Genomic DNA, 24,533 nt, shown 5'->3' with positions numbered 1-24,533 from the left:
ACGAGTTATAATGCAAAATACCAAAATCAAAACTACTTGTTCCTATTGTGGCGTTGGCTGCGGAATTATCGTAACCAATGATGCTAAAAATGGCGTGATGGTTTCGGGCGACAAAGATCATCCTGTCAACAAAGGAATGTTATGTTCTAAAGGAATGAATTTGCATTATGTGGTCAATGATACTTCAGATCGAATTTTATATCCTGAAATGCGCGGCAGTAAATCTTATCCACTAGAACGTGTAAGTTGGGATACTGCTCTTGATCGTGCCGCTGCGGTTTTTACTTCTATTATAAAAAAACATGGTCCGGACAGCGTTGGTTTTTATATTTCGGGTCAATGTTTAACCGAAGAATATTATCTGGTTAACAAACTCGTAAAAGGCTTTTTGAAAACCAATAATATTGATACCAATTCCAGACTTTGCATGAGTTCAGCCGTTGTTGGTTATAAAAAAACTTTTGGCGAAGATTCCGTTCCAATTGCTTATGATGATATCGAATTGGCAGATACTTTCCTGATTACCGGTGCAAATCCGGCTTGGTGTCATCCTATTTTATTCAGAAGAATTGAAAAACACAAAGAGAAAAATCCGAAAACAAAAATCATTGTTGTAGATCCCAGACGAACAGATACGGCAGCTTTCGCCGATTTGCATTTGCAGATTCTTCCCGGATCTGACATTATTTTGTATCACGCAATCGCAAAACGTATTATCGAAAAAGGATATGTAGATCACGATTTTGTAAAAAATAATGCCGAAAATTTCAAACAATATAAAGATCTTGTTTTAACTACTTCTTTCGAAAAAGCTTCTAAACTTTGTGGCATTTCAGTAAACGATATCAAACTTGCCGCAGATATTATCGGGAAAGCAAAAGGATTTATTTCGCTTTGGGCAATGGGATTAAATCAAAGTGTCGTTGGCGTTGATAAAAATACCGCTTTACTAAACTTATCTTTATTAACCGGACAAATAGGAAAACCAGGTTCAGGTCCGTTTTCATTAACGGGTCAACCCAACGCAATGGGCGGACGAGAAGTTGGCGGAATGGCAACTTTGCTCGCGGCACACAAAGACATTGCAAATCCGGAACATCGCAAAGAAGTTGCTGATTTTTGGGGCGTTGATGAAATCTCAGATAAACCGGGCTTAACGGCAACAGAAATGTTTGAAGCTTTAGAATCAGGAAAAATGAAAGCCGTTTGGATTATCTGCACCAATCCAATGGTGAGTTTACCGGATTCTCGCAAAATCGAAAAAGCTTTAAAAAATGCCAAATTTGTTGTTGTTCAGGATATTTCGCATAATGCGGATACTTCAAAATATGCCGATTTATTATTACCTGCAGCCGGTTGGTTAGAAAAAGAAGGAACAATGACCAACTCTGAACGTCGAATTTCTTATTTGCCTAAAGGAATTAATGCGCCCGGAGAAGCTTTATCTGACATTGAAATTTTAATTCGCTTTGCTAAAAAAATGAATTTCCATGGTTTCAATTTCAATAGTGCCGAGGAAATTTACAAAGAACATTGCGCATTAACCAAAAACACAAACATTGATATTTCATTTTTAAATTATCATCGACTAAAAACTGAAGGTACTTTTCAATGGCCAGTTCCGGATTATGGACATCCGGGAACTCCTCGCCTTTTTACGGATAAAAAATTCTATACGCCTTCACAAAAAGCGATTTTCAATTTACCAACAGCAATTGAAAATACATCAGAGCAACCAAGTCCGCAATTTCCATTTATACTAACAACAGGAAGAGTTCGTGATCAATGGCATACGATGACCAAAACCGGAAAAGTATCCCGATTAATGACGCATACGCCAAGTCCTGTTTTAGAAATAAACCCAATTGATGCTTATAAAAATGATATAAAAAACGGTGATATAATTGTTGTTTCCAGCAAAAACGGAGAAGTTCGGGTAAAAGCAAAAGTGACCGATTCTATCAAGGAAAAAGTAGTTTTTCTGCCAATGCATTGGGGAAAACAACTGGAAAATGACTTGAACCGAACTAATAATTTAACCAATACCGTTGTCGATCCGGTTTCAAAAGAACCTGATTTTAAATATACTACAGTTGCGATTAGCAAATATGTAAAGCCTTTTCAGAAAATTGCAATTATTGGTGCCGGAGCGGCTTCTTTTAGATTTATTCAGAACTATCGGGAGTTTAATTCGACAGATGAAATTATTGTTTTTTCGAATGAAATAAATCCGTTTTACAATCGCGTATTACTTCCGGAATATATGACGGGTGAATTTACTTGGGAACAATTATTAAAGGTAAAAGACGGAGAAACATTTAATAAGCTAAAAATTACCATGAAAGCCGGCGTGGCAATTGATAAAATAAATGCCAAAGAAAAAACTATAAAAGATAGTCTTGGCGAAATTCATACTTACGATTCACTAATAATAGCAACCGGAAGCCGACCTTTTATACCTGAAAATGCACAACTTCATCTTCCGGGGCGATTTACAGTAAGACGAAAAGAAGATGCCGATCGTTTAAAAAAACATCTTGACAGCACTAATTTACCTCCTGAAGAACAACATGTTGTAATTATTGGCGGAGGATTATTAGGTTTAGAATTAGCGGCAGCTTTAAAACATAAAAAAGTAAAAACAACAATTATTCAAAGAGCTTCGCGCTTGATGGAACGCCAGCTAGATTTAATTTCGAGTAAATTATTGGCAGAGGAAGTTCAACTTCGTGATATTCAGATTTATTTTGATAATGAAGTAAGTACGGTTTTTGAAACAGATAATCCAAATGAGATTGAAATCGCCTTAAAAAGTGGTCGAATCATAACCGCAAATGCGATTGTTTATACGATTGGAACAATTCCGAATATTGAAATTGCACGCGAAACCGGACTTGCCTGTGGTCGTGGCGTAAAGGTAAATCAGTATCTGCAATCTTCAAATCCTGATATTTATGCTATTGGAGAAATAGCCGAATTTGACAATAAATTATTCGGAATTACCTCTGCCGCTGAAGAACAGGCAAATATTCTCGCTAATTTTCTGGCGGGAGATATCAGCAGTTTTTACAAAGGTTCGATTTTGATGAATATTCTAAAATTAGAAGATATTAATTTATGTAGTATTGGAGATCTTACGATTCCCGAAAATGACGATTCATATGAAGAAATTGTCTTTGCCGATCTCAAGAAACGCTACTACAAAAAATGTATTGTAAAAGACGATTTGCTTGTTGGAGCGATTTTAATGGGCGATAAAAATGAGTTTGCAGAATTTAAAACGATGATCGAAAGCAAAATCGAATTATCAGATAAAAGGAATTCATTATTGAGAGGAAGTTCTAACGCAAAACCTGTTTTAGGAAAATTAGTTTGTTCCTGCAGTCAGGTTGGAGCAGGAAATATCGAAGAAGCAATAAAAAGCGGTGTAAACGATTTTACTGATTTATGCAAAAACACCGGCGCCGGATTAGGCTGCGGAAGCTGTAAAACAGAGGTTAAAGAGATTTTAGCGAAATGTAAGGTTTAAAAATTTGTTTCACGTTTCAAGTTTCATGTTTCATGTTTCATGTTACTTTACTTTGAATATAAATTTTTACCGCAAAGTTCGCTAAGGTTTTTCGCAAAGTTTTTAAAGTTTATATGCTGTATGTTAATTGTTTTCTATCGAAAAAGTTCACAAAGCGATACATTTAAATCTTTGCTCAAAGCTTTGCGAAACTTTGCAAAAAACCTTAGCGAACTTTGCGGTTAAATCAACACAATCCAACAACCTGAAACCTGAAACAAAATAAACTTGAAACAAATAAAAAAATGGAATTGACAAGATTAATAGTAAAAGGAGGCGTTATTTCGCCGGGAGAATTACGAGAAGTGGTTAATATCGCTATGGATCAAGGTTTAGATTCAATTTCCTTTGGTTCAAGGCAAGATATTATTTTCCCAAAAGGGTTAAAAACTTTAGACAAAGAAAAACTTGGGAAACATCATTTTGTGTTTCCAAATGAAAAAAGCGGTAACAATATCGTTTCTTCCTATGTTTCTACAGATATTTTTAGAAATACGAACTGGTTAACCGGAAACAAGTTTTTATACGTTTTAGAACAATTTAAAGAACAGCCAAAACTAAAAGTCAATATAAATGATCCAAAGCAACAATTAGTTCCTTTGTTTACAGGTCATCTCAACTTTATAGCTTCAGAACATGAGGATTATTGGTATTTATACATTCGTTTACCAAAATGGGAACGCATGGAAGTTTATCCCGTGTTAATCTATAGCTGGGATATTGCGAAACTTTATTATGAAATTGAAAAAATCACAAACGAAGAATCTTTTGATATCGATGTGCTTTTTAGTTTAGTCAGTGAAACTTTAGACACTAATAACAGAACGATTGATAAACCATTGAATATTCCGTTTTATCCATTTCCTTATTATGAAGGAATGAACAGAATGGGAATCGATCAATATTGGCTTGGTTTATATTGGAGAAATAATCTGTATGATTTAGATTTTCTTAGAGAAATGTGTGATTTGTGTTTCGATTGTAAAATTGGAAAAATATGTATCACGCCCTGGAAATCTTTTATTATAAAAGGAATCCCGAAAGACAGAAAACTGGAATGGGAGAAGTTCTTAGGAAAAAGAGGAATCAACGTTCGTCATTCTTTATTAGAATTGAATTGGCATTTACCTGTAGCAATGGAATGGGCTTTGAATCTTAAAACTTTTCTGGTTAGAACGCTTGATCAATTTGACATTAGTACTTATGGATTAAATTTTGGAATATCTGAATACAATCGCGACGGACATTACTTTACGTCGATTGTAGTTGAAAAAAATGAATTACCAAAAGACCTCGAATCGATAAAAATCAGAGATACTTATAATGTTTTGTTTGCTAAGAATTTCGACCCGAATACGCGAGAATATATTGTACACTCGCAAGATATTGACAAACTTGAATTACCAACAATCCTGATCGAATTGAGTCGAAGATATTTCGATGAACTCGGAAATTCGATTCCGGATGCAGTAGAAAATTCACAGAAAAAAGAAAAGCCTCAACTTGATATTTATCAATGTCAGGAATGCTTGACACTTTACAATTCTGAATATGGAGATGAAAGTCAGGGAATTTCGAAGGGAATTTTATTTACTGATTTACCCGAAACCTTTTGTTGTTCTTTATGTGAATCTCCAAAGAGTAATTTTAAGATTCTTGAAGTGGTCGCAAATTAATACTTCGCCTCTACTCAGCCTGACGTTATAATCATGCTGAGTAGAATTGATTTATTTCTGCTCTAATAATGATATTAAATTTTGGTTTAAATCTTTCGTATTTACTCCCATAACAGAAAAGAATTTACGATCAAAATCTTCTACCGTTACAATTGCTTTCTTAATGATCTCTTTCCCAAAATCAGTAAGTACAACAACTTTTGCTCTCGTATCTGTAGCATGTTCTTGTCTTGTAATGAGACTTTTTTGTTGCAAAGTTCTCAAAACTGTCGAAGTTGTCATTGGGTCAATTTTTGTATGTGCCGAAAGAATAATTTGTGTAACTTCTTGTTTATGAAGCGTAAGCCAATGTATGCTTGCCATCAATACAAACTGCGAATGTGTTATATTATATTCTTCTAAAGCTTTTTTGATCTCGCGTTGCCAAAGATTCGTTACTTGCCACAGTAAAAAACCTGAACTTTCTTCCGGTTTTTCAACACTAAAGGTATTATCTTCTGCTTTACTCATTTTTATTTTTTCTGTTACGAGTTATCGGTAACGTTTGTTTTAGAAATCATTTTTGAAGTTATAAAGTTAAAATCATTTTCGTTGATTTCAAAGAACCCATAACGAAATGGATATCCCCAAGATTTTTTATTGGGGATAAACTCCAGATTTTCAATTAACGGAAGTATCGAAACTTCATCAGCTTTTATAAATTGAATATTTCGCCTAAAAGGCACAAAATTTTCAGTCATCTGAAAAGAATATACCTCATCACCAACTACTTTTCCTAAAGCTGTAAAACATTGGCATTTTTCATTTCCTTCCATTGTTATTTTAGAAGAATAAATTAAAATAAAATCTTCCTTTTGCATTCTCTTTAGCGGTCCTTCTTTTCCATGACAAACCTGAATAAATCCGCCATTTATAGCTCTTTGTGAATGCTCTTTTGAGATAGTTGCTACCCAATATTTCTTCTTTCTCATAATTTAGAAGCTGCTTTAATTTGTTCCTGAACATCAATCGGTAGAGCATCGACAATCTTTTTTGCTACTAATTTCACCCAAAGAAAACCTAATAATCCTTTTACGATTATAATATTCGTAATTTTTAGTCCCTCGGGAGTTTCCTCAAATATATGTTCATCGTACATTTTGGCAAGAGGAAAATTAGTGACATCCAAAAATCGTTTATTTTCTACAACCTCCAATAATTCAACTTTTACATTCGGGCCACCTTTTGGTCGTAGTAAAAAATGATTTCCTTTTTCAAAATTGCCTTCTAATTTGGCATATTCAATTCCTGTGTCCCAACTATGCCAATTATTGACATCTACAAATAAATTCCACATTTGCTCTTTCGTCACCGCTTTTGTTACTATTGAATGAGATCTTGACCACATTTTGTTTGAAATTAAAATTAATAAGTACAAATATAATAAGTGTACTTATAATAATTACTATGTTATCTCATTTTTTTTATTTTCCAGTTAAAATAATCGGAAAATAAGCGCGAATTATAAGTTTAGACGATTTTTTTGTCAGTGGAATTGTTAAGAGATTTTTATTTTAAAATTTAGCCTAAAAAACAAAACACTAAAAATCAACGTTTTAATTCTTTAATTTAAAGAAAAACTTAACATTGGAATAGTTTTTTATTACTTACATTTACGTAACCAACAGTTAACAATTTCTTAATCTTCAATTGTAACTTCATGGAGATTAATTAAATGCAAAATGTTTTATTAATAAAAATTGTAAGAATATGACAAACCCAACAACAGAAAACGGTGCTGAACAAACCGATTTAACGCCACCTGTAGAGTCAATTACTCCAACAGAGCAGCCTGTAAAAAAACCTGCGCCGGTAAAAAGAACTCCTGCTGCAACGGCAAAGAAAACTCCAACGCCTGCAGTAAAAAAGACTCCGGCCGCTACAGTAAAAAGCACTACCACTACTCCAGTTAAAAGAACACGAACTGCTCCGGTAAGAAAAGTTACTCCTGCTGCAGTTGAAAAACCTGAAGAAATAACGACTCCAAAAGTTATTATCGAAGAAAAAAAGGAACAAGCAGTATCAGAAAGTAAAACTGACGAAGTAACAGAAGCAAAAAAAGATAAATCAACAGATAAAAAGAAGACAAAAGTGAAAGACAAAGAAAAAGACAAAGCGAAAAAGAAATTAGCAAAGGCAAAAGAAAAAGCTAAAAAAGACAAAAAGAAAGAGAAAGCTAAAAAAGCAAAGCAAAAAGCTGCAGCAAAGAAAAAAGACAAAGCTAAAAAAGCGAAAGACAAAGCTAAAGCAAAAAAAATAGCAAAAAAGAAAGCTAAGTCTCAAAAAAAGTCAAAAGCCAAAAAGAAAAAATAATATTAGAAAGGTTTAACTTAATTGTTGAACCTTTTTTTATGCAAAAACTTTTAGATTTGGTTTGTCATTGCGAGGAACGAAGCAACCACTAAACAATACGCTATCTTTGTCAAAGTTTTAAACTTTGACAAAGATTCTCGAAGATTCTCAAAACAATAAACCTTTCAAACTTATCCTCCAATCGCAATCATACTGCGATTATCAAAATGAAGTTTTGGATCATCCATTTCAGAAATACTAACCATTCCTGATCTGATTTTTTTCTTGCTTTTAATAGATTCCGAAATCAAATTCGTGATAGATTCGCCATTTCTAAAAGGCGTTAATAAATCGGTCTCAGAATGAGAGAAAAGACAATTTTTTATTTTCCCGTTTGCCGTCAGGCGGATTCGGTTACAACCATCACAAAACGGATTTGTAATCGAACTAATAATCCCGAAATCTCCCAGAAAGTCTTTTATTTTATAAGTTCTGGCGGTAAAGTTTTTTTCGTCTTCAAGCTTAAGAATTTCTTGGGATGAAAAAGCTTTTTCTAGTTCCGATAAAACTTCATTTTGAGATACCATTTTACTTCTGTCCCACTGGTTTCCGGCAAAAGGCATAAACTCAATAAACCGAATCGAAATAGGCAAAAACTGAGTTAATTTAATAAAATCGATTATTTCGTTATCATTAAATCTTTTTATTAAAACCACATTTACTTTTACATGAAAATCATTATTAAGAAGTAAATGCATATTATCAATTACTTTCTCAAACTGATTTCTTAACGTTATAGAGTTAAACTTAGAAGCAATTAAAGTATCTAAACTTAAGTTGATTTTTTTAATATTGGCTTGCTTCAAAACATCAATATGACGATCAATAAGAATACCATTTGTAGTAATTGAAAGCGAAGTATTTAAGGTCGATAATTTAGATACAATCTCAGGAAAATCTTTTCTCAGCAAAGGTTCTCCGCCTGTTAATCTTATTTTATCTACACCATTTTCTACGAAAATTTGGGCCAAATCAAAAATCTCATCTGCTGTCATTAAACTAGCTTTTGGAGACAATGCAATTCCGTCAGCAGGCATGCAATACGTACAACGCAAATTGCATTTCTCTAGTAACGAAATACGCAAATAATTGTGTTTTCGCCCAAAATCATCCGTTAAAATGGTTTTAGAGGGTGTCATGATTTTTACCTTTTAAAATATGAAAAACATGCATTACATGCGGAAAAACAGCATCCATAGATTCTCTTGCACCGTTTGTTGATCCCGGCAAAGCCAAAACCAAACTTTTTCCTAATGTTCCTGCAACTGTTCTTGATAACATCGCATACGGCATTCTTTGTTGTCCGTAATCCCTGATTGCTTCTTCGATTCCAGGAATTCTGCTTTCAAGCAGTGGCGACAATGCTTCCGGCGTAACGTCTCTTGGAGATAATCCGGTTCCTCCCGTAAAAATAACTAGTTGATGTTCTTTGGCGAAAGCTTTTGTTTTTTCCTGAATAATATCAAATTCATCTGGAATAATTTCATAATGCGCCGCTTCTACTCCATAAGAAGTTAATTTTTCAACTATAATTTTTCCGGAACGATCTTCTTTATCTCCTGCAAAAATTGAATCCGAGCAAACAAAAACCGCAGCTTTAATTACGTTTGGAAATTTATTTTTGAAAGACGATTTTCCGCCTTCTTTGTTTATTAATTTAATAGTCGAAATTTCGATTTCTTTATCAATTGGTTTCAACATATCGTACATTGTCAACGCAACAATTGATGCGCCGTGCATTGCTTCGACCTCAACTCCGGTTTTATAAACCGTTTTTACATTGAAAATAATCTCAATTGTCAAACCTTCAATTTTATATTCTACTGAAGTAAATTCAATAGGAATTGGATGACAATCCGGAATTGATAAATGGGTATTTTTCACTGCAAATAATCCCGCAGTTTTTGCCATTTCAAGCACGTTTCCTTTTGGTACCAGATTATTTACCACAGCATCAATTGTTTCCTGTTTACTAACTTTGACTATTGCCGTTGCTGTTGCAGTTCTTAAAGTACTTATTTTATGCGTAATATCAACCATTATTGTTTTGTTTCCAGGTGAATGTATCGTTTTCAAACATTTCTTTTCCAAAAATCGGCACATCTGTTTTGATCCAGTTTACGATAGCTTCTGTCGCTTCATAAACTTGTTTACGTCGGGTTGCCGAAACAAATACAAACAAACAAATTTCACCCGCTTTTACTACACCTAAACTGTGATAAATATGCATACAGGTTAAATCGAATTTAGCAAAAGCTTTTTCTCGAATTGTGTACAAAGCCTCGTTTGCCATATCCGTATAAGCCGAATAATCAATTGCGACAACTGTATTATCATGAATAACATCAGCACGAACTTGCCCTAAAAAAATATTATGCGCACCAATCGTATGTTTTGATTGGTGTTTTGCAATCGATTCTGCTATAAATTCAGGAGAAATTGGTCCTTCTACAAATACATTTTTGCTCATTTGTTTTTATTTTTTTGCCACGGATTATATGGATTAAAATGATTTTTTCTTTTACCACGAATTGCACTAATTTTCACTAATTTTTTTATGCTTAATAATTATTAAAAATTAATTCCTGCTAATTTGTGTAATTGGTGGCTAACAAATTTATAATCTTTTTAATCTGTAAAATCTGTGGCTATACTTTTTCTTTTAATATTTTATTGAATGCTAAAGCACCACCGACAACACTTTTTATGTTTCTAAACTGATGTTTTTGAAGCAATTCGACTGCGATTTTACTTCTTATTCCGGATTGACAGAAAACATAAATAGTTTGGTTTTTATCCAGTTTTTCTATTTCATTTTCTAAATTTAAAAGCGGAATCTGAATTACGTTCCTGAAATTTATTCTTGGAACTTCATCTTCGTTTCTAACATCTAAAAAAAGAACTTCAGCATTATCAATTTCACTCAGAATTTCATTCACAGAAATTTCTTCAACATGATTTTTAACTTCTTTATATTTTTCCTCGAAAACTATTTTATCTATTACGATATCAGTATTCTTTTCGAAATCATATTTTTGCTGATCATTATTTAGAATATTATACACCAATATTTTACCGCTTAAAACATTTCCAATTTCCAAAATCATTTTGATAACTTCATTGGCTTGAAGCATTCCTATAATTCCAACTGAAATCCCAATTACTCCAGCATCTTCACAATTAGCAGATTGTGTATTTTCATCCGGATATAAACATCTGTAAGTTGGTCCGTTATGATAATTAAAAACTGAAACCTGACCTTGAAATCTAAATATAGATCCATAAACCATTGGTTTGTTTGTAATTATACAACCGTCGTTAATCAAATATTTAATAGCAATATTATCTGTTGCATCAACAATAATATCATATTTTTCGAATAATGAAATCGCATTCTTTGCCGATAATCTCTCCGTAATTGTCTGAACTTTAACTAGCGGATTCAACTCAGAAATCATCAATTTAGCTTCATCAGCTTTATACTTTCCAACTGCAGAACTCTTATAAATTACCTGTCTGTGCAAATTCGAAATCTCAATAACATCATTATCTACAATTCCAATTTCTCCAACACCAGCAGCCGCCAAATAAGGCAATACAGCCGAACCTAAACCACCAGCTCCGATAATTAAAACCTTAGCCTTTGTTAATTTCTGTTGTCCAATTTCTCCAATCTCCGGAAGAATTATTTGTCGATTATAGCGTTCTGATGTATTCATGAAATTTTATATTATCCTCCGGCAAAAGGAGGCAATAAAGCTACAACATCACTTGTTTGTAATTTGTAACCTGTTCCCTTTGGTACTATTTTTTGATTGATTGCCACACTAAATGAAAGTGATTCAAACTGATATTTCTTTTCTAAATCCAATAATAATTCCTCCAATGATATATCTGAAAAAGAAACTTTCTCAAACTCACATTTCGTTTTTTCGGCGACAGCTCCAAAATATTTAATCTCAATCATTATTTTAAATTTAAATTCTGAAAGATAAATTCGTCCTCAAAATGCTCCTGAAAATAAGAGGTTAATCTTGAGGTATTTTTCACCACTTCGCCAATTACAATAATTGCCGGCGATGAAATCTTATTTTCAGATACTAATTTAGCAATTGAACTTATAGTTCCTACTACTTTTTGCTCTGTATTTTTTGTTCCGTTTTGGATAATCGCAATTGGCAAATCATCCGTGCGGTTTTCTTGATAAATAGCTATAATTTCCTCCAATTTATGCATTCCCATTAAAATCACGACCGTTGCAGCTGATTTTGAGGCTAAATGCACATCTTTAGATAATTCGTGATTTGAAGTTGTTCCTGTAATTACCCAAAAACTTTCGGCGATCTGGCGTTGTGTCAAACTAATACCAACCGAAGCCGGAACACCTAAAGCAGACGAAATTCCCGGAACCATTGCCGTTTCTAAATTATAGTGTTCTGCATATTCAATTTCCTCACTTCCTCGTCCAAAAATAAAGGGATCTCCACCTTTTAATCGCACGACATGACCATAACGATTTGCCATCGAAACAATCAATTCATTGATCTGATCTTGTGTATAAGCATGACAGCCCAAGCGTTTTCCCACGAAAACAATTTCTGCATTTGTTGCATATTGCAATAGTTCTTCATTAACTAATGCATCGTACAAAACAACATCAGCATTTTCCAGTGCTTTTATTGCTTTTAAGGTAATTAGTTCAACATCTCCAGGACCTGCGCCTACAATTGTTAATCTGGGTGTTTTTAAGCCTTTCATAATTATTAACTTAAATTAATATTCAGATCGTTTAATTCGTCTATCGAATTAATATTGGTCAAATGAAAGTTTTCACTTTCTTCTATTGTGATGATTTGATGCGGAATCTTTGCAATTAAATTCATCATTTTTAAATCATCGTTATCAATTGCGCTTTTGATAACGGAAATTAATTTTTTCGAATAAATCCCAATTAATGGATGCATTCTGCTTTCGGAAGCAAAAACCGTAATTTCGGCTTCCTGATTATGTTTTGAAATTAGTTCTGATAATAATTCGGTTGAAATTAACGGAATATCGCAACTAAGAATCAAATTAAACTCGGTTTCAGAATCTGTCAAAGCGGTATAAATACCTCCTAAAGGTCCTTTGTCTGTAACCGTGTCCGGAATTTTATCATAAGGCAAATAATTGTATTCTTTATTTGCTGTTACTAATTTTATTTTATCTGTAATAGGCAAAATAGCCTTAATTATATGTTCTATAAATGGTTTATTCTGGAACAAAACAAGTCCTTTTTCTGACTGCATTCGGGAACTTTTTCCACCGCAAAGAATAAATACTGTTAGAGTTTCCATGAATATTTTTTGTTTCAGGTTTTCTTTGTTTCAGGTTTCAGATTTTACCAATCTTGTTTTTTCAACATATTATCTAAAATCCCAAGGTTAAAACCTTGGGCTATGTTTTATATAGCATCTTTTTACTCGTTTTTCTAGCATTGCCGGAGGTTTCAACCTTAGAATTTGCATGATTCAATTATATCATTTATTTCAATTTATGGAAAAATCAACTTTATACTTGCCATTAGGATAACTGCTCCTAAAACCATTTTCAATGTTTTATTAGAGAAATAACCGCTTCCATAAAATCCACCTAAAACTCCTCCGATAACAGCAATCGGAACCAAATAAAAACTTTCTGTTGGAATTGTTTTTCCTCCTAGAAAGAAACCCAACATTCCGGCAAATGAATTCACAAAAATGAATAAACTTGATATCGCAGCCGATTCTTTTACTGAAGCCCATCCTAAAAACAATAAAATAGGACTTAGAATAATTCCTCCACCAATACCTAACATTCCAGATAATAACCCTATAATAAATCCTATCGCTAATGCAAAAGGTAAGTTTATCTGAACCGCTTCTTTTTCTTTAAAATTAAATACTCCAAACAATCTTAACGCCGCAAAAACCAATACAGCTCCCAAAATAATTTTATATATAGCATTATCCAAAGTGATAAAACCACCAATAAATGCCGCTGGAACCGATGCAATTGCAAAAGGATAAAACAATTTTGGCTTGAAATAATTCATTCTATAATAAAAGAAAAACGAAATACTCGAAACAAACAAATTAAGCAACAAAGCCGATGGTTTCATAATTGCAACCGGAAAAGCAAAAATGGTCATCAATGCTAAATATCCCGATGCTCCGCCGTGCCCAACACTAGAATATAAAAAAGCAATCACGATTAAGGCAAAACTGAATAATAAGATATTTTCGGAACTAAGTAACTGCATTCGTTTTTTTATTTTGTTTCAGGTTTTCTTTGTTTCAAGTTTCAAGTTTGTTTATGCTGTATGTTTAATTTTACATACCGCATTTCATATTTCAATTATCTATTTTTCTAATTGCCTAATTTTCTAATTCTTATTAATCAATTGGTAATAATGTTACAAGCTGTCCTTTCTTTAAGGTTTCTACATCACTTGGAACAATTAATAAACTATTTGCAATCGCAAAAGTATTGAGCATTGCTGAACTTTGGCTTTCCAGAATTGTCACATTTGTTTGATCGTATAACGCTTTTAAAAACAATGTTTTTCCAGTTGTATTGGTAAAACCTGAGTTTAATTTCCGAACAATTTTTGGCAAATGTGTATCCGAGAATCCCATTCTGTTTTTTATTGCAGGATAAACGTAAACGTAAAAATTAGTAAGTGAGGAAGCAGGATTTCCCGGTAACGCAAATACTAAAGTTTCCTTTTTAGATCCAAAAAACATTGGTTTTCCGGGTTTCTGATTGATTTTATAAAAAAGCTCTTCTACTCCATTTTCTAATAACGCTTCTTTTACAAAATCGTAATCTCCAACAGAAATTCCACCTGAAATTAAAACGATATCATATTTATCTAAAATTCCTTTAAGTGCTTTTTTAGTAGCTTTCAGGCTGTCTTTTACTTTATAAACTTTTGTCTTTTTTATTCCAATTGTTTGAAGTGCTGCTTCTAACATCACTGAATTACTTTCGTAAATTTTCCCTTTTGGTAATTTTTTTCCGGGCTTTACTAATTCATTTCCTGTTACTAAAATGGCCACTTTCGGCTTTTTATAAACTTCAATTTCTGTAATTCCCAGACAGGCCAAAAATCCAATTGCTGCCGGTGTAATCAAAGTATTGGCTTCAAAGACAACATCTTCTTTTTCAATTTGCTCTCCTTTATTTCGAACATTTGCAAATTGTTTAGGCATATTAGTAATCAAAATTGATTTTTCATTTGCCATTACATGTTCCTGCATTACAACCGTATCAGCATTATGAGGCACAAAAGCACCAGTAAAAATGCGGACTGCTTCGTTTGGATTTATCTTTATATTAGAATGATCTCCGGCTTGTGAAATACTAACAATATCGTATTGATGTCTTTCACTGTGAATAAAAGCATATCCATCCATTGCCGATTGCCGAAATGGCGGCATATTGATGGGAGAATAAATTGTTTCTGCCAAAATGTATCCCAATGCCTGACGCACTGGTATTTTCTGAATTGGCATGTTTGTGCTATTCTCTGCAATAATTGATAATGCTTGTTCAACTTGAATCATGGTTGCTATTTTATTTACTGCAATAAATACTTATTACAAATATAAGTATTTATACTTAGTTAAAATCATTGATTTTCTAAATTTCTAAAAGATTATAAATTTAAGCTTTATTCTTTAAATTATTTCAGAAAAACCAATCAAATAGCTTTTATAAGTCATTGAAATTATTGAAACTTCAAATTATTTCTTTCTGAAATTTCCGGTTGGCAGGTAATATAGCCATGCAAAACCTATAAAAAACAGAACTGCCGAAGCTATAAATGCAGGTATTAATATTTCATTGTTATTATCCAGTGCATTATTTAGGGAAGCATATAGTAACCAGATTTGAATGCTTACATTTAATATCAAAATAAAAATAAGCGTTGAAAGTATATTGTTCAGCTTATTTGGATTTGCGCGATTTTGACTTCTTCTAAAAGTACTCATATCGATTTATTTTTAGGATTAATCTAACTCTCTTTATTATCTTCATAAGCTTTTACAAAGACTTTATTATCTTTAAAAAACACTTCTAATTGTGGTAAAGCTCTTGGTGGCGGTCCTGCAATTACATCACCCGTCATCGCATCAAACGAGCCTTCATGACAAGGACAATGAATGATTCCGGTTCCTGGTTTATAGAAAACTGAACAGGATAAGTGGGTACATTTTTGCTCATAAGCTCTGAAATCTCCACTTTCCAAATGTATTAGAATATAAGGTACCGTACTGCCTTCAATTACAAAACCACGTGTCCCGCCAACTGGTATATCTTCTATGTTACAAATAAAATGTTCCCCTTGTACACCTTCTTTTGGCAATAATAAAGCTTTGGCTGCAACAAATCCGCTTCCTACCATTAATCCTCCGGAAACAAAAGTTAGGAACTTAGCAAAATCACGTCGGCTTACCTGAGTGGATTCCTGTTTTTTTATTGGGAAATCTTTTTTCCAGTTTTCATTTAAATTATCTTCTTTTGACATGGATCTAGATTTAATATATTCTTAATTCAGTACTGCCTTTAGGCATCATAATGTTTACTTTGGTATTGACTGTTTCTTTTCCAAAAATGAATGTATTGATTGGTGAACTATTAGGTCTCATTTCTTCAATTTCTGCTCTTGTTCCGTAAAACAAAGCTCCACTTGGACAAACTGTTGCGCACATTGGTTTTTTGCCAACGCTTGTTCTGTCGTAACACATCGTACACTTCATCATCAAGTCATATTCTTCCATTTTTTTAGGAACTCCAAACGGACATGCCATAACGCAGTTTGAGCAGCCAATACATCTTTCTGTATTTGCGGTATGAACAACTCCAAATTCGTCTTGCGAAATTGCATCGGCAGGACATACGTTTGCGCATACAGGATCTTCGCAATGCATACAAACTTGTACAGTGGTTTGAATTGTTGAAGAACGCTCCACATAATTCACACTAATCAGAGATTCCTGTCCGTTAGTTTCACATTCTGCACAAGCCATTTCGCAGGCTTTACAACCAATGCAGCGTTGCAGATCTACAAAAAACTCTTCGTTTTTATTAAAATTAGTCAAATTCATAATTTCATTTTTATAGATTAAACACTTGCATATGCATCTGATTCTTTTGATGAAGGTGCTATTGTTCCCAGCGGATCTAATAGACAAGCACAAACTTTAAATTCCGGAATTTTTGAAATTGGATCTAAAGTTCCGGGTGTCAATTGATTTGCTGATTTGGCTCCCGGCCAATGATACGGTATAAAAACAGTATCTTTTCTAATGGTTTCTACAATGTTTGCCGGAAAAATACCTTCTCCACGTCGTGTTGCAACTCTTACTAATTCATGTTGTTTGATTCCATATTTTAAAGCCATTTCCGGATGAATTTCTAAAAGCGGTTCCGGAAACTGATCAACCAATTTACCAATTCTTCTTGTCTGGGTTCCACTTAAATATTGAGAAACCACACGTCCGGTCGTTAAAATAATAGGATATTCAGCATCGGTAACTTCGCCCGGTAATTTATAAGGCGCCGGATTAAAATGTGCTTTTTTATCTGGAGTCGCAAATACTTTATCTTCCCATAATCGTGGTGTTCCGGGATGATCGTCTGTTGGACAAGGCCAAAAAACTCCCATATTATCTTCTACTTTTTTATATGATATTCCAAAATAATCTGCCGTTCCTCCTTTTGAAGCAACACGCAATTCATTAAAAATAGCTTCACTACTATCGTAAGTAAACTTGTCTTCTTCACCTAATCGCTTGGCTATTTCCAATAAAATAGAAGTATCTGTTCTTGCTTCTCCAGGAGGTGTTACTGCCTGACGAATTCGGATTACGCGACCTTCTGCCGAAGTTGTTGTTCCTTCTTCTTCTTCCTGTAAAGAACCTGCTAAAACAATATCTGCATGACGAGCCGTTTCATTCAAAAAGAAATCAATACAAACATAAAACTCTAATTTCTCCAGAGCTGATCTTACATAATTATTGTTCGGCAATGAAACCAATGGATTGAAACAAATCGAAATCAATCCTTTAATTTCATCTCTATGAATAGCTTCTATAATTTCATAAGCTGTAAGTCCTTTTCCGGGCATATCTTTTTCATCAATTCCCCAAACTTGAGAGATGTATTTCCTGTGTTCCGGATTTTCAATATCTCGATTTCCTGGCAATTGATCGCATTTGTGCCCGTGTTCTCTACCACCTTGTCCGTTTCCTTGTCCTGTAATTGTTCCGTATCCACAATATGGTTTACCAATTCTTCCGGTTGCCAAAACAAGATTTATACAACCCAAAACATTATCAACTCCTTTTGAATGGTGTTCGATTCCGCGTGCGTGAAGTAGAAAACTAGTTTTAGCTTTTCCCCATAATTCTGCAGCTTCTTTTATTTTATTTTTGTCAATACCAGTAACTTCTTCTGCCCATTCTAAGGTATAATCTTTTACGGCATCTATTGTTTCCTGAAAACCTGATGTATAATTGTCTATAAAATCATGATCCAACATATCGTGATCTACGAGATATTTAAGCATCGCACCATATAATGCAGAATCTGTTCCCGGTCTTACATCTAAATGTACATCGGCAGTTCTTGCTAATGGTATCATTCTTGGATCTATTACAATTAATTTCGCTCCACGATCTCTGGCTTTCCAGATCCAATGAGTCAATGTTGGGAAGGTTTCACTAATATTTGCTCCGGCTACAATAATTACTTCAGCATATTCTAAATCAGAATAATTGTTTGAAGCACGATCTAATCCAAAAGCTTTTTTATTTCCTGCTCCCGCACTTACCATACAAAGTCTTCCGTTATAATCCAGATTTCTGGTTTTTAATGCTACACGGGCAAATTTTCCAACTAAATAACTTTTTTCGTTAGTAAGTGAAACTCCAGATAACATCGAAAAAGCATGTTTACCGTATTTCTCCTGAATTCTTTTTATTTCTGATACTGTTTTATCCATTGCATCATCCCAGGAAGTTTTTTCGAAACCCTTTCCCTCTACTCTTTTTATAGGATGTAAAAGTCGATCAGGATGATTATTTTGCAAATAACGCTGAACTCCTTTTGGACACAAACGTCCTTCATTGAAAGGAAATTCCATCCAAGGTTCAAAACCTACTACTTTATTATCTTTTACTGATAATTGGATACCGCATTGCATTCCGCAAAAACAACAATGTGTTTTTACCAAACTATCTGGCTCATCTCGACCTGCGTAACCATCTTTGGGCGCATAATTTAAATGAGGACCAAAATCTTCAATAATTTTCTCGGTTGATACGGGTAATTTTGCCATTTTCTTTGTTTGTTTTATTTTGTTTCAGTCTTCAGTCACGGTTTTCAGTTTTCAGTCTCAGTTTATAACGATTGTGTAAACTGAGAATGTTTTACTGTGACTGAAATACTGAGACTTTAGACTGTAAATTTTTATCCAAATAACTTTCCACCGTTCTCTAATCTTGCTTTTAAATGTGCCTGAGCTAAGCGGGATCTTTTTCCTTCAGGACTTAAATCTAAATGTGATGTTCCGTCTTCATGCGTGAAATCAAATCCTAATTGTTTGGTTACGATTTTTAAATCATTTATATGAAGTTGTGTTGCAAATTCATCTCCTGTATGAGGACAAACTGCCATTCCTTTCTTAATTCCTTCTTTTTTGTAAATATGCGCTCCAATTTGTGCCGGACGCTGAATGATGTGGAAAAATTTTCCGAAAGGAATCCATATCAAAAACATGATTACCGTTACGGCATGAATTACTGCCAGGAAATCATATGCAAATCCTTTCATGAATTGATAAGAATATGTAAGACACAAACCAGTAACTGATATTGCTATCAATAAAATAAGCGGTAATAAATCGCCTTCAAAAGATTGTGTTGCTATTAAACCGGGATTTGTTAATCTTCTTCTTAAATAATAAACAGATCCAAATATTACTAACCATGAAGACCAGTTTAAGGCATGAAAGATTAAAAATGCAAGGAAAGATCCAATCTTAAAATCCATCATTTTAAATCCGAAGAAATGTGCTTCATAAATTGAAATGGAATTTTGTGCCAATGTAAAATGTATCCAGCCAAATGTTAAGGGGATTGTTATAGCAAAAGCCGACATACACCCTAATGCGATACAAAAATGGGCTGCCCAACGGTATTTGCTTCGTGGATAAATGAATTTTTGAACTACTATATTTTCAACAGATTCTTTACCTAAAAACCATAAATGTGAAAATATTTTTCCTGTAAACAGAAATTTAAGGCTTCGTTTGAAATACATCCAAGTTGGCGGGCGCTGCAACCAAACGGTATAACGATATACAATTCCGAAGAAAGCAAATACGGTCCCAAACAAATAAGTAACCAACGCTGCGTCAAAATTTTGAAGTTGTCTCGATCCGTAAAAAACTAACACTATAGTTAATGCCGAAACTAGTGTTGCAACAAGTAAAGCTTTGGTATTAAAAGTTTTATTTTTCATCCTTAATTAAATTTAATGATTACTTTTTTAACTTGGTTTTTCGCAACCTTTACGATTATAGAACCACCAATTTATTCCGGTAGCAAGAAGAGTAAAAATAGAAACTCCTATAAAAAACTGATTTACTGTACCATTGGCTGAAAGGTTATTACCTATTAATTTTGAAAATATAAATGGTCCAAATGCTGCAATTGCTGCTGTCCAACCAATAACTCCAGCTGCCTGACGTTGATTTTCCTGAAAAATAATTGGATATTGTCTAAATGTTCCCGCATTTCCTATTCCTGTAAAGAAGAACATTGCTAAAATCACTGTTACAAATAATGGGAATTGTTCCATACTTGTTGGTGCAACTAATCCTTCTGTAACTAAAATTATTGATCCTCCCAAAATTCCTAAACCTGTGATTGTAGTAAGTATTGCACCACCAACTCTATCTGCTACAAAACCAAAAGCGATTCTACTTGCTGAACCTATAAGCGGACCATAAAAAGCATATACTAAAGGATCTGGTGCATTTGGAAAATCTCCATATAAAAACTTAATCATTAATGGAAAAGCTGCTGACAAACCTGCAAAAGTTCCAAAAGTCATTACATAAGTAATGGTACAATACCAAGTATGTTTGTTAGAGAAAATATCCATCTGTTCTCTAACCGATGCTTTCATTGGAATACTTTTTAAATAAAACCAACTAATAAAGGCTAATAATATTAAAAAAGGAGCGTACCAAAATGCTGCTGACTGTAAATAGATTTCCTGATTTTTAACCGCCGTATTACTAGGACTGATATCATTCAATATTTTTTCCGCCATCTTTGGATTTGCATTTGCAATAGCCTTTGCTTTTGCTTTTACAGGCAATGCAGCAAAAAGAGCTACTTTATCATCGGATTTGATTGATGCACTTACGGAATCTCTAATAGTTTCGCTTACGTTTGTCAATATTCTGGCTTGTACATCAGGAATTAGACCAGCAAAAACCTCTTTTTGTTTTTCGATACTAGCATTCTGAAAGACAACTATTGCTTCTTTATGATCAATACTTGTAAATACTGAAGCAGCTCCATATATACTAATACTAATAATAAGTGGTGTAACAAATTGTGCTACCGAAACTCCAAAATTTCCAATTCCTGCCTGAATTCCAAGTGCTGTACCTTTTAGTCTTTTAGGAAAGAATAAACTTGTACTTGGCATGTAAGAAGAGAAATCGCCTCCTCCAAAACCTGTTGTAAAGGCTAATACAGCAAATACCCAAAAAGGTGTACTGGTATCCATAACTGCAAAACCTATCCCAATTACAGGAATTAATTTAATTGCTGTTGCAAAAGATACAATATGTCTCGTTCCAAATATTGGTAATATGAAGGTGTGAATAATTCTTAAAACTCCCGCTGCTAATCCCGGAATCGCTGTTAACCAAAAAAGCTGATCTTTAGAAAAGTAAAATCCTAATCCGGGTAATTTCACAGCAATAACACTCATCATAAACCATGAGGCAAACGATAGTATTAACGTTAATGTTGTTATTGTTAAAGTTCTCCAGGCAATTTTACTTCCGGTAGCATTCCAAAACGCATCATCTTCCGGTTCCCATTTGTCTAACCAAGTTTTCATATTATATATTTGTTAATTAAAATTATTTAATGTTTGTGTTCTATATCTCTTGTAAAATCAGGTGCTTTTATTCTCATCGCATTTATAATTGTTCGATGCATCCATAACAAACATAGAACTGATACTACAAAAATGAATATCCATGAACTTGTCCAGAGTCCGGTATAATTAAGGAGATAACCAAAAATTATGGGACCTATAAACCCTCCCAATCCTCCAATTAAACCAACCATTCCTCCTACTACACCAACTTCATTTGGAAAATATTCAGGAATATGTTTATAAACTGCGGCTTTACCAATTCCCCAAGAAATACCAATAAGTATGACCAAAATTACATATACCCAGAGATTAGCACTAAACTTAATTTGTGTTACGCCTTGCGCCAATAACTCTTTCTTTTTGACTGTTTGATTTTGTTCTACCACTATTTCCTGCCAAGAGTTCTTAACAGGGAAAATTGCTGTATCGTCGTTATTTGAAATTTCTTTTTTATGAATTTTATGTTCTTTATCGTTTACGGTAATTGCTTCGGGAGAAACTTGGGTAACAACACCATTTGTAGTAGCGAGAACTCCTGGTCCTGCCGTAAAAATCTCCATTTTCGGGAACATTAATAAAAAGCTTATTACTATTGATGAACCTAAAACCCAATACATTACTTTTCTGGCTCCAAATTTATCTGATAGATATCCACCAAAAGCTCTAATAATTCCGGAAGGCAAACTGAACATTGTAGCAAACATTCCGCCCATAACGAGTGAAGTGTGATAAACGTTCATAAAATTGGGTAATAGCCATTGTGAGTAGGCTACAAAAAAACCGAAAACTAAAAAGTAGTATGCTCCAAATCTCCATACTCTCATATTTTTAAGAGGAGACATTAATTCGCCCATTGTTTTTGAAACTCCGGGATTGGTTTTATTCTTTGCAAAAACAATAAAAAGTATCCCAATAAGCACCAATACAGCACCATAAATGACTGGTAACAATTTCCATCCGTTTTGAGGATCTGTTTCTGAAAAATTATTTAATAATGTTGGCGCTATAAAAGTTGTAATTGCAGCTCCGGCATTTCCCATTCCGAAAATTCCTAAAGCTCTACCCTGCCAGTTTTTAGGATACCAAGCCGAAGTATATCCTATTCCGACAGCGAAACTGGTTCCTACTAATCCAAAAAGAAAACTTAATACTGCAAAACTCCAGAATGAATTGGCAAAAGGAAGAAGAAAAAGCGGGATTGAACAGAGTATTAACAATATTGAAAATATAATTTTCCCTCCATATTTATCTGTCAAAATACCTATTGGAAGTCTAAATATAGAACCCGATAAAATTGGAATTCCAAGTAACCAGCCTGTTTCAACAACTGTCCAGTTGAAGATTCCTTTGTCTACCAAATAAGTCACCAAAACACCATTTAAGGTCCAACAGGCAAAGCAAATTGTAAATGCTAATGTATTTAAAAACAGAATTCTATGGGATTGAGATAGGTTACTCATATAATTTTTTTAAAATTTTTAAAGATCAATCGGTACTGATTTCCTCAACTAAAAAGCAAAATTATAACGTTAAATTCTTACATAATATGATATATATCATATTAAAAGACATTCTTGTCCTGAATATAAAAAACAAATAAACACTTGTATATCAAGTAGTTTAAAACAAAAAATAATAGATTTTTTTTTAAAAGGCTTTTACTTTGCAAACTTCTTGTAAGAATAATTTCAATATATAATACTTGGAAATATTTTGAATTGTTATATGGCTTATAAAATTCTATTGAGGAATACTATTTCTTTTAATCTTATTTAATTAAAAAAGTTAATATGATAAATATAGGTAAAATTACTACACTAAACAATTGAAAATTAATTATTTACAAAACAAAACATACATTTCGTTTATTTTAGCAGTAACTAACTCCAATATGGAGGGTAATTATATCCCGTAGATATTGCATTCTGAAATTACCTTATAAAAAGAAATACTATTCAGTGGATAAAAAATGATAGTTGATCTCAAACAAGTCTTTACTCGACGTTTTTAGCTCATTTTCAATATTTTGAGGAAGTTTAAAATCACAAAAACCAAGTAAAAAATACTACATTTCAATATTTTTTCGCAGCTTTTTTTTAACATTTTTTTAAATCAAAACAAAAACACAATTGTCTTATAATCAATTATATAAATAATAAAAAAGCAACTTTTAAACAGCCCTTACCTTCTCTTTTAAAAAAAAACTTATGAAATTTTTGGATTTTATTATATTAAAATTAACTTTGTCTATAGGATTAGTAGAGTTTAAAATCATATTTAAAACCATAAAACACTATATTTTGAAAACAACCGAAAGCATATCGTATAATAATATTCTTGAAAAATATACTTATAACAATTGTTGTTATATGTGCTTCTGTTGCTAAACCTCACAGCAATTTATTCGTTTTTCTGATTTTTCTTTATTTCAAATTAGATAAAAAAAGGCGAATTTCTAAATAAAAATACACCACAATACCCTTTTACTGAAAAATACAAAAGTCTGTTTTATGCACTAATTGCATCAAAAAGGATTCTTGAAACGATACCTATATATTAAAAAAAAATGACTAATAACTAAAACAAAACTAAAATGAAAAAGATGCAAACCTGTTGCTGTAAATAAAAAAAGCCATTTCTGCGGCAACAGAAATGGCAAGGCCTAAAGAATATTTATCACTAAACCA

22 protein-coding genes are annotated in these 24,533 nt (G+C 33.2%); 3 read left to right on the top strand and 19 right to left on the bottom strand.

Annotated elements, in window-relative coordinates:
- Positions 1 to 10 precede the first annotated feature (10 nt).
- Positions 11 to 3,529 (top strand): nitrate reductase, encoded by a 3,519-nt coding sequence (locus tag C8C83_RS17145; RefSeq protein ID WP_121329630.1) that lies wholly within the window; start codon positions 11 to 13, stop codon positions 3,527 to 3,529.
- Between the two features lie 284 nt (positions 3,530 to 3,813).
- Positions 3,814 to 5,244, top strand: coding sequence for a rubredoxin (locus C8C83_RS17140; RefSeq protein ID WP_121329629.1), 1,431 nt, complete (start codon positions 3,814 to 3,816; stop codon positions 5,242 to 5,244).
- Positions 5,245 to 5,295: 51 nt separating this feature from the next.
- On the opposite strand, the gene C8C83_RS17135 is transcribed toward C8C83_RS17140, so the two are convergent.
- From C8C83_RS17135 to C8C83_RS17125, 3 genes are read right to left on the bottom strand one after another with little or no spacing between them, the layout of a single operon-like run.
- Positions 5,296 to 5,754: a MarR family transcriptional regulator gene (locus C8C83_RS17135; protein ID WP_121329628.1), complete on the bottom strand. Its 459-nt coding sequence runs from the start codon at positions 5,752 to 5,754 to the stop codon at positions 5,296 to 5,298.
- Between the two features lie 14 nt (positions 5,755 to 5,768).
- The gene (locus C8C83_RS17130; protein ID WP_121329627.1) at positions 5,769 to 6,215 is read right to left on the bottom strand and encodes an EVE domain-containing protein; all 447 of its coding nucleotides are present in this window, start codon (positions 6,213 to 6,215) and stop codon (positions 5,769 to 5,771) included.
- A complete protein-coding gene (locus tag C8C83_RS17125; RefSeq protein ID WP_121329626.1) occupies positions 6,212 to 6,631 on the bottom strand; it encodes an SRPBCC family protein in 420 nt (139 codons plus the stop codon). The genes C8C83_RS17130 and C8C83_RS17125 overlap by 4 nt, the downstream gene beginning before the upstream one ends.
- Positions 6,632 to 6,993: 362 nt before the next feature.
- Between C8C83_RS17125 and C8C83_RS17120 the strand changes: the two genes are divergently transcribed.
- Entirely contained in the window at positions 6,994 to 7,596 is a 603-nt protein-coding gene (locus C8C83_RS17120) for a hypothetical protein (protein WP_121329625.1), read from the top strand.
- A 170-nt stretch (positions 7,597 to 7,766) separates the two neighbouring features.
- On the opposite strand, the gene moaA is transcribed toward C8C83_RS17120, so the two are convergent.
- The 16 genes from moaA to C8C83_RS17040 all read right to left on the bottom strand — a co-directional run bounded on the left by moaA (position 7,767) and on the right by C8C83_RS17040 (position 23,306).
- Positions 7,767 to 8,774, bottom strand: a complete 1,008-nt coding sequence (gene moaA, locus C8C83_RS17115; protein ID WP_121329624.1) for a GTP 3',8-cyclase MoaA — start codon at positions 8,772 to 8,774, stop codon at positions 7,767 to 7,769.
- Positions 8,761 to 9,675 (bottom strand): bifunctional molybdenum cofactor biosynthesis protein MoaC/MoaB, encoded by a 915-nt coding sequence (gene moaCB / locus C8C83_RS17110; RefSeq protein WP_121329623.1) that lies wholly within the window; start codon positions 9,673 to 9,675, stop codon positions 8,761 to 8,763. Before moaCB ends, moaA begins: the two co-directional genes overlap by 14 nt.
- Positions 9,668 to 10,105 (bottom strand): molybdenum cofactor biosynthesis protein MoaE, encoded by a 438-nt coding sequence (locus C8C83_RS17105; RefSeq protein WP_121329622.1) that lies wholly within the window; start codon positions 10,103 to 10,105, stop codon positions 9,668 to 9,670. Before C8C83_RS17105 ends, moaCB begins: the two co-directional genes overlap by 8 nt.
- Positions 10,106 to 10,283: 178 nt before the next feature.
- Positions 10,284 to 11,354, bottom strand: coding sequence for a HesA/MoeB/ThiF family protein (locus C8C83_RS17100; protein ID WP_121329621.1), 1,071 nt, complete (start codon positions 11,352 to 11,354; stop codon positions 10,284 to 10,286).
- 11 nt (positions 11,355 to 11,365) lie between these two features.
- Positions 11,366 to 11,602, bottom strand: a complete 237-nt coding sequence (locus C8C83_RS17095; RefSeq protein ID WP_121329620.1) for a MoaD/ThiS family protein — start codon at positions 11,600 to 11,602, stop codon at positions 11,366 to 11,368.
- Positions 11,602 to 12,393, bottom strand: coding sequence for a uroporphyrinogen-III C-methyltransferase (gene cobA, locus C8C83_RS17090; protein WP_121329619.1), 792 nt, complete (start codon positions 12,391 to 12,393; stop codon positions 11,602 to 11,604). The genes C8C83_RS17095 and cobA overlap by 1 nt, the downstream gene beginning before the upstream one ends.
- A gap of 5 nt (positions 12,394 to 12,398) precedes the next feature.
- Positions 12,399 to 12,971 carry a molybdenum cofactor guanylyltransferase gene (locus C8C83_RS17085; protein ID WP_121329618.1) on the bottom strand — a complete coding sequence of 191 codons (573 nt, stop codon included), beginning with the start codon at positions 12,969 to 12,971 and terminating at the stop codon, positions 12,399 to 12,401.
- 197 nt (positions 12,972 to 13,168) lie between these two features.
- On the bottom strand, positions 13,169 to 13,915 hold the full coding sequence (locus C8C83_RS17080) for a sulfite exporter TauE/SafE family protein (protein WP_121329617.1): 747 nt from the start codon (positions 13,913 to 13,915) through the stop codon (positions 13,169 to 13,171).
- A gap of 133 nt (positions 13,916 to 14,048) precedes the next feature.
- The gene (gene glp, locus C8C83_RS17075) at positions 14,049 to 15,221 is read right to left on the bottom strand and encodes a gephyrin-like molybdotransferase Glp (protein ID WP_121329616.1); all 1,173 of its coding nucleotides are present in this window, start codon (positions 15,219 to 15,221) and stop codon (positions 14,049 to 14,051) included.
- Positions 15,222 to 15,401: 180 nt separating this feature from the next.
- On the bottom strand, positions 15,402 to 15,650 hold the full coding sequence (locus C8C83_RS17070; RefSeq protein ID WP_121329615.1) for a DUF6755 family protein: 249 nt from the start codon (positions 15,648 to 15,650) through the stop codon (positions 15,402 to 15,404).
- A 23-nt stretch (positions 15,651 to 15,673) separates the two neighbouring features.
- The gene (locus tag C8C83_RS17065) at positions 15,674 to 16,186 is read right to left on the bottom strand and encodes a Rieske (2Fe-2S) protein (RefSeq protein WP_121329614.1); all 513 of its coding nucleotides are present in this window, start codon (positions 16,184 to 16,186) and stop codon (positions 15,674 to 15,676) included.
- 10 nt (positions 16,187 to 16,196) lie between these two features.
- Complete coding sequence (locus C8C83_RS17060; RefSeq protein WP_121329613.1) at positions 16,197 to 16,766, bottom strand: 4Fe-4S dicluster domain-containing protein; 570 nt, start codon at positions 16,764 to 16,766, stop codon at positions 16,197 to 16,199.
- A gap of 17 nt (positions 16,767 to 16,783) precedes the next feature.
- Positions 16,784 to 19,000 (bottom strand): molybdopterin oxidoreductase family protein, encoded by a 2,217-nt coding sequence (locus tag C8C83_RS17055; protein WP_121329612.1) that lies wholly within the window; start codon positions 18,998 to 19,000, stop codon positions 16,784 to 16,786.
- Between the two features lie 131 nt (positions 19,001 to 19,131).
- A complete protein-coding gene (locus C8C83_RS17050) occupies positions 19,132 to 20,184 on the bottom strand; it encodes an MFS transporter (protein WP_121329611.1) in 1,053 nt (350 codons plus the stop codon).
- 27 nt (positions 20,185 to 20,211) lie between these two features.
- Positions 20,212 to 21,804 carry an MFS transporter gene (locus C8C83_RS17045; protein WP_121329610.1) on the bottom strand — a complete coding sequence of 531 codons (1,593 nt, stop codon included), beginning with the start codon at positions 21,802 to 21,804 and terminating at the stop codon, positions 20,212 to 20,214.
- Positions 21,805 to 21,830: 26 nt separating this feature from the next.
- Positions 21,831 to 23,306 (bottom strand): MFS transporter, encoded by a 1,476-nt coding sequence (locus tag C8C83_RS17040; RefSeq protein ID WP_121329609.1) that lies wholly within the window; start codon positions 23,304 to 23,306, stop codon positions 21,831 to 21,833.
- Positions 23,307 to 24,533: the final 1,227 nt, after the last annotated feature.

This window comes from Flavobacterium sp. 90 (genome assembly GCF_004339525.1).
Taxonomy (GTDB): domain Bacteria; phylum Bacteroidota; class Bacteroidia; order Flavobacteriales; family Flavobacteriaceae; genus Flavobacterium.
The sequence above is the reverse complement of the archived record's forward strand: the minus strand, read 5'-3'. Positions and strand labels throughout refer to the sequence as shown.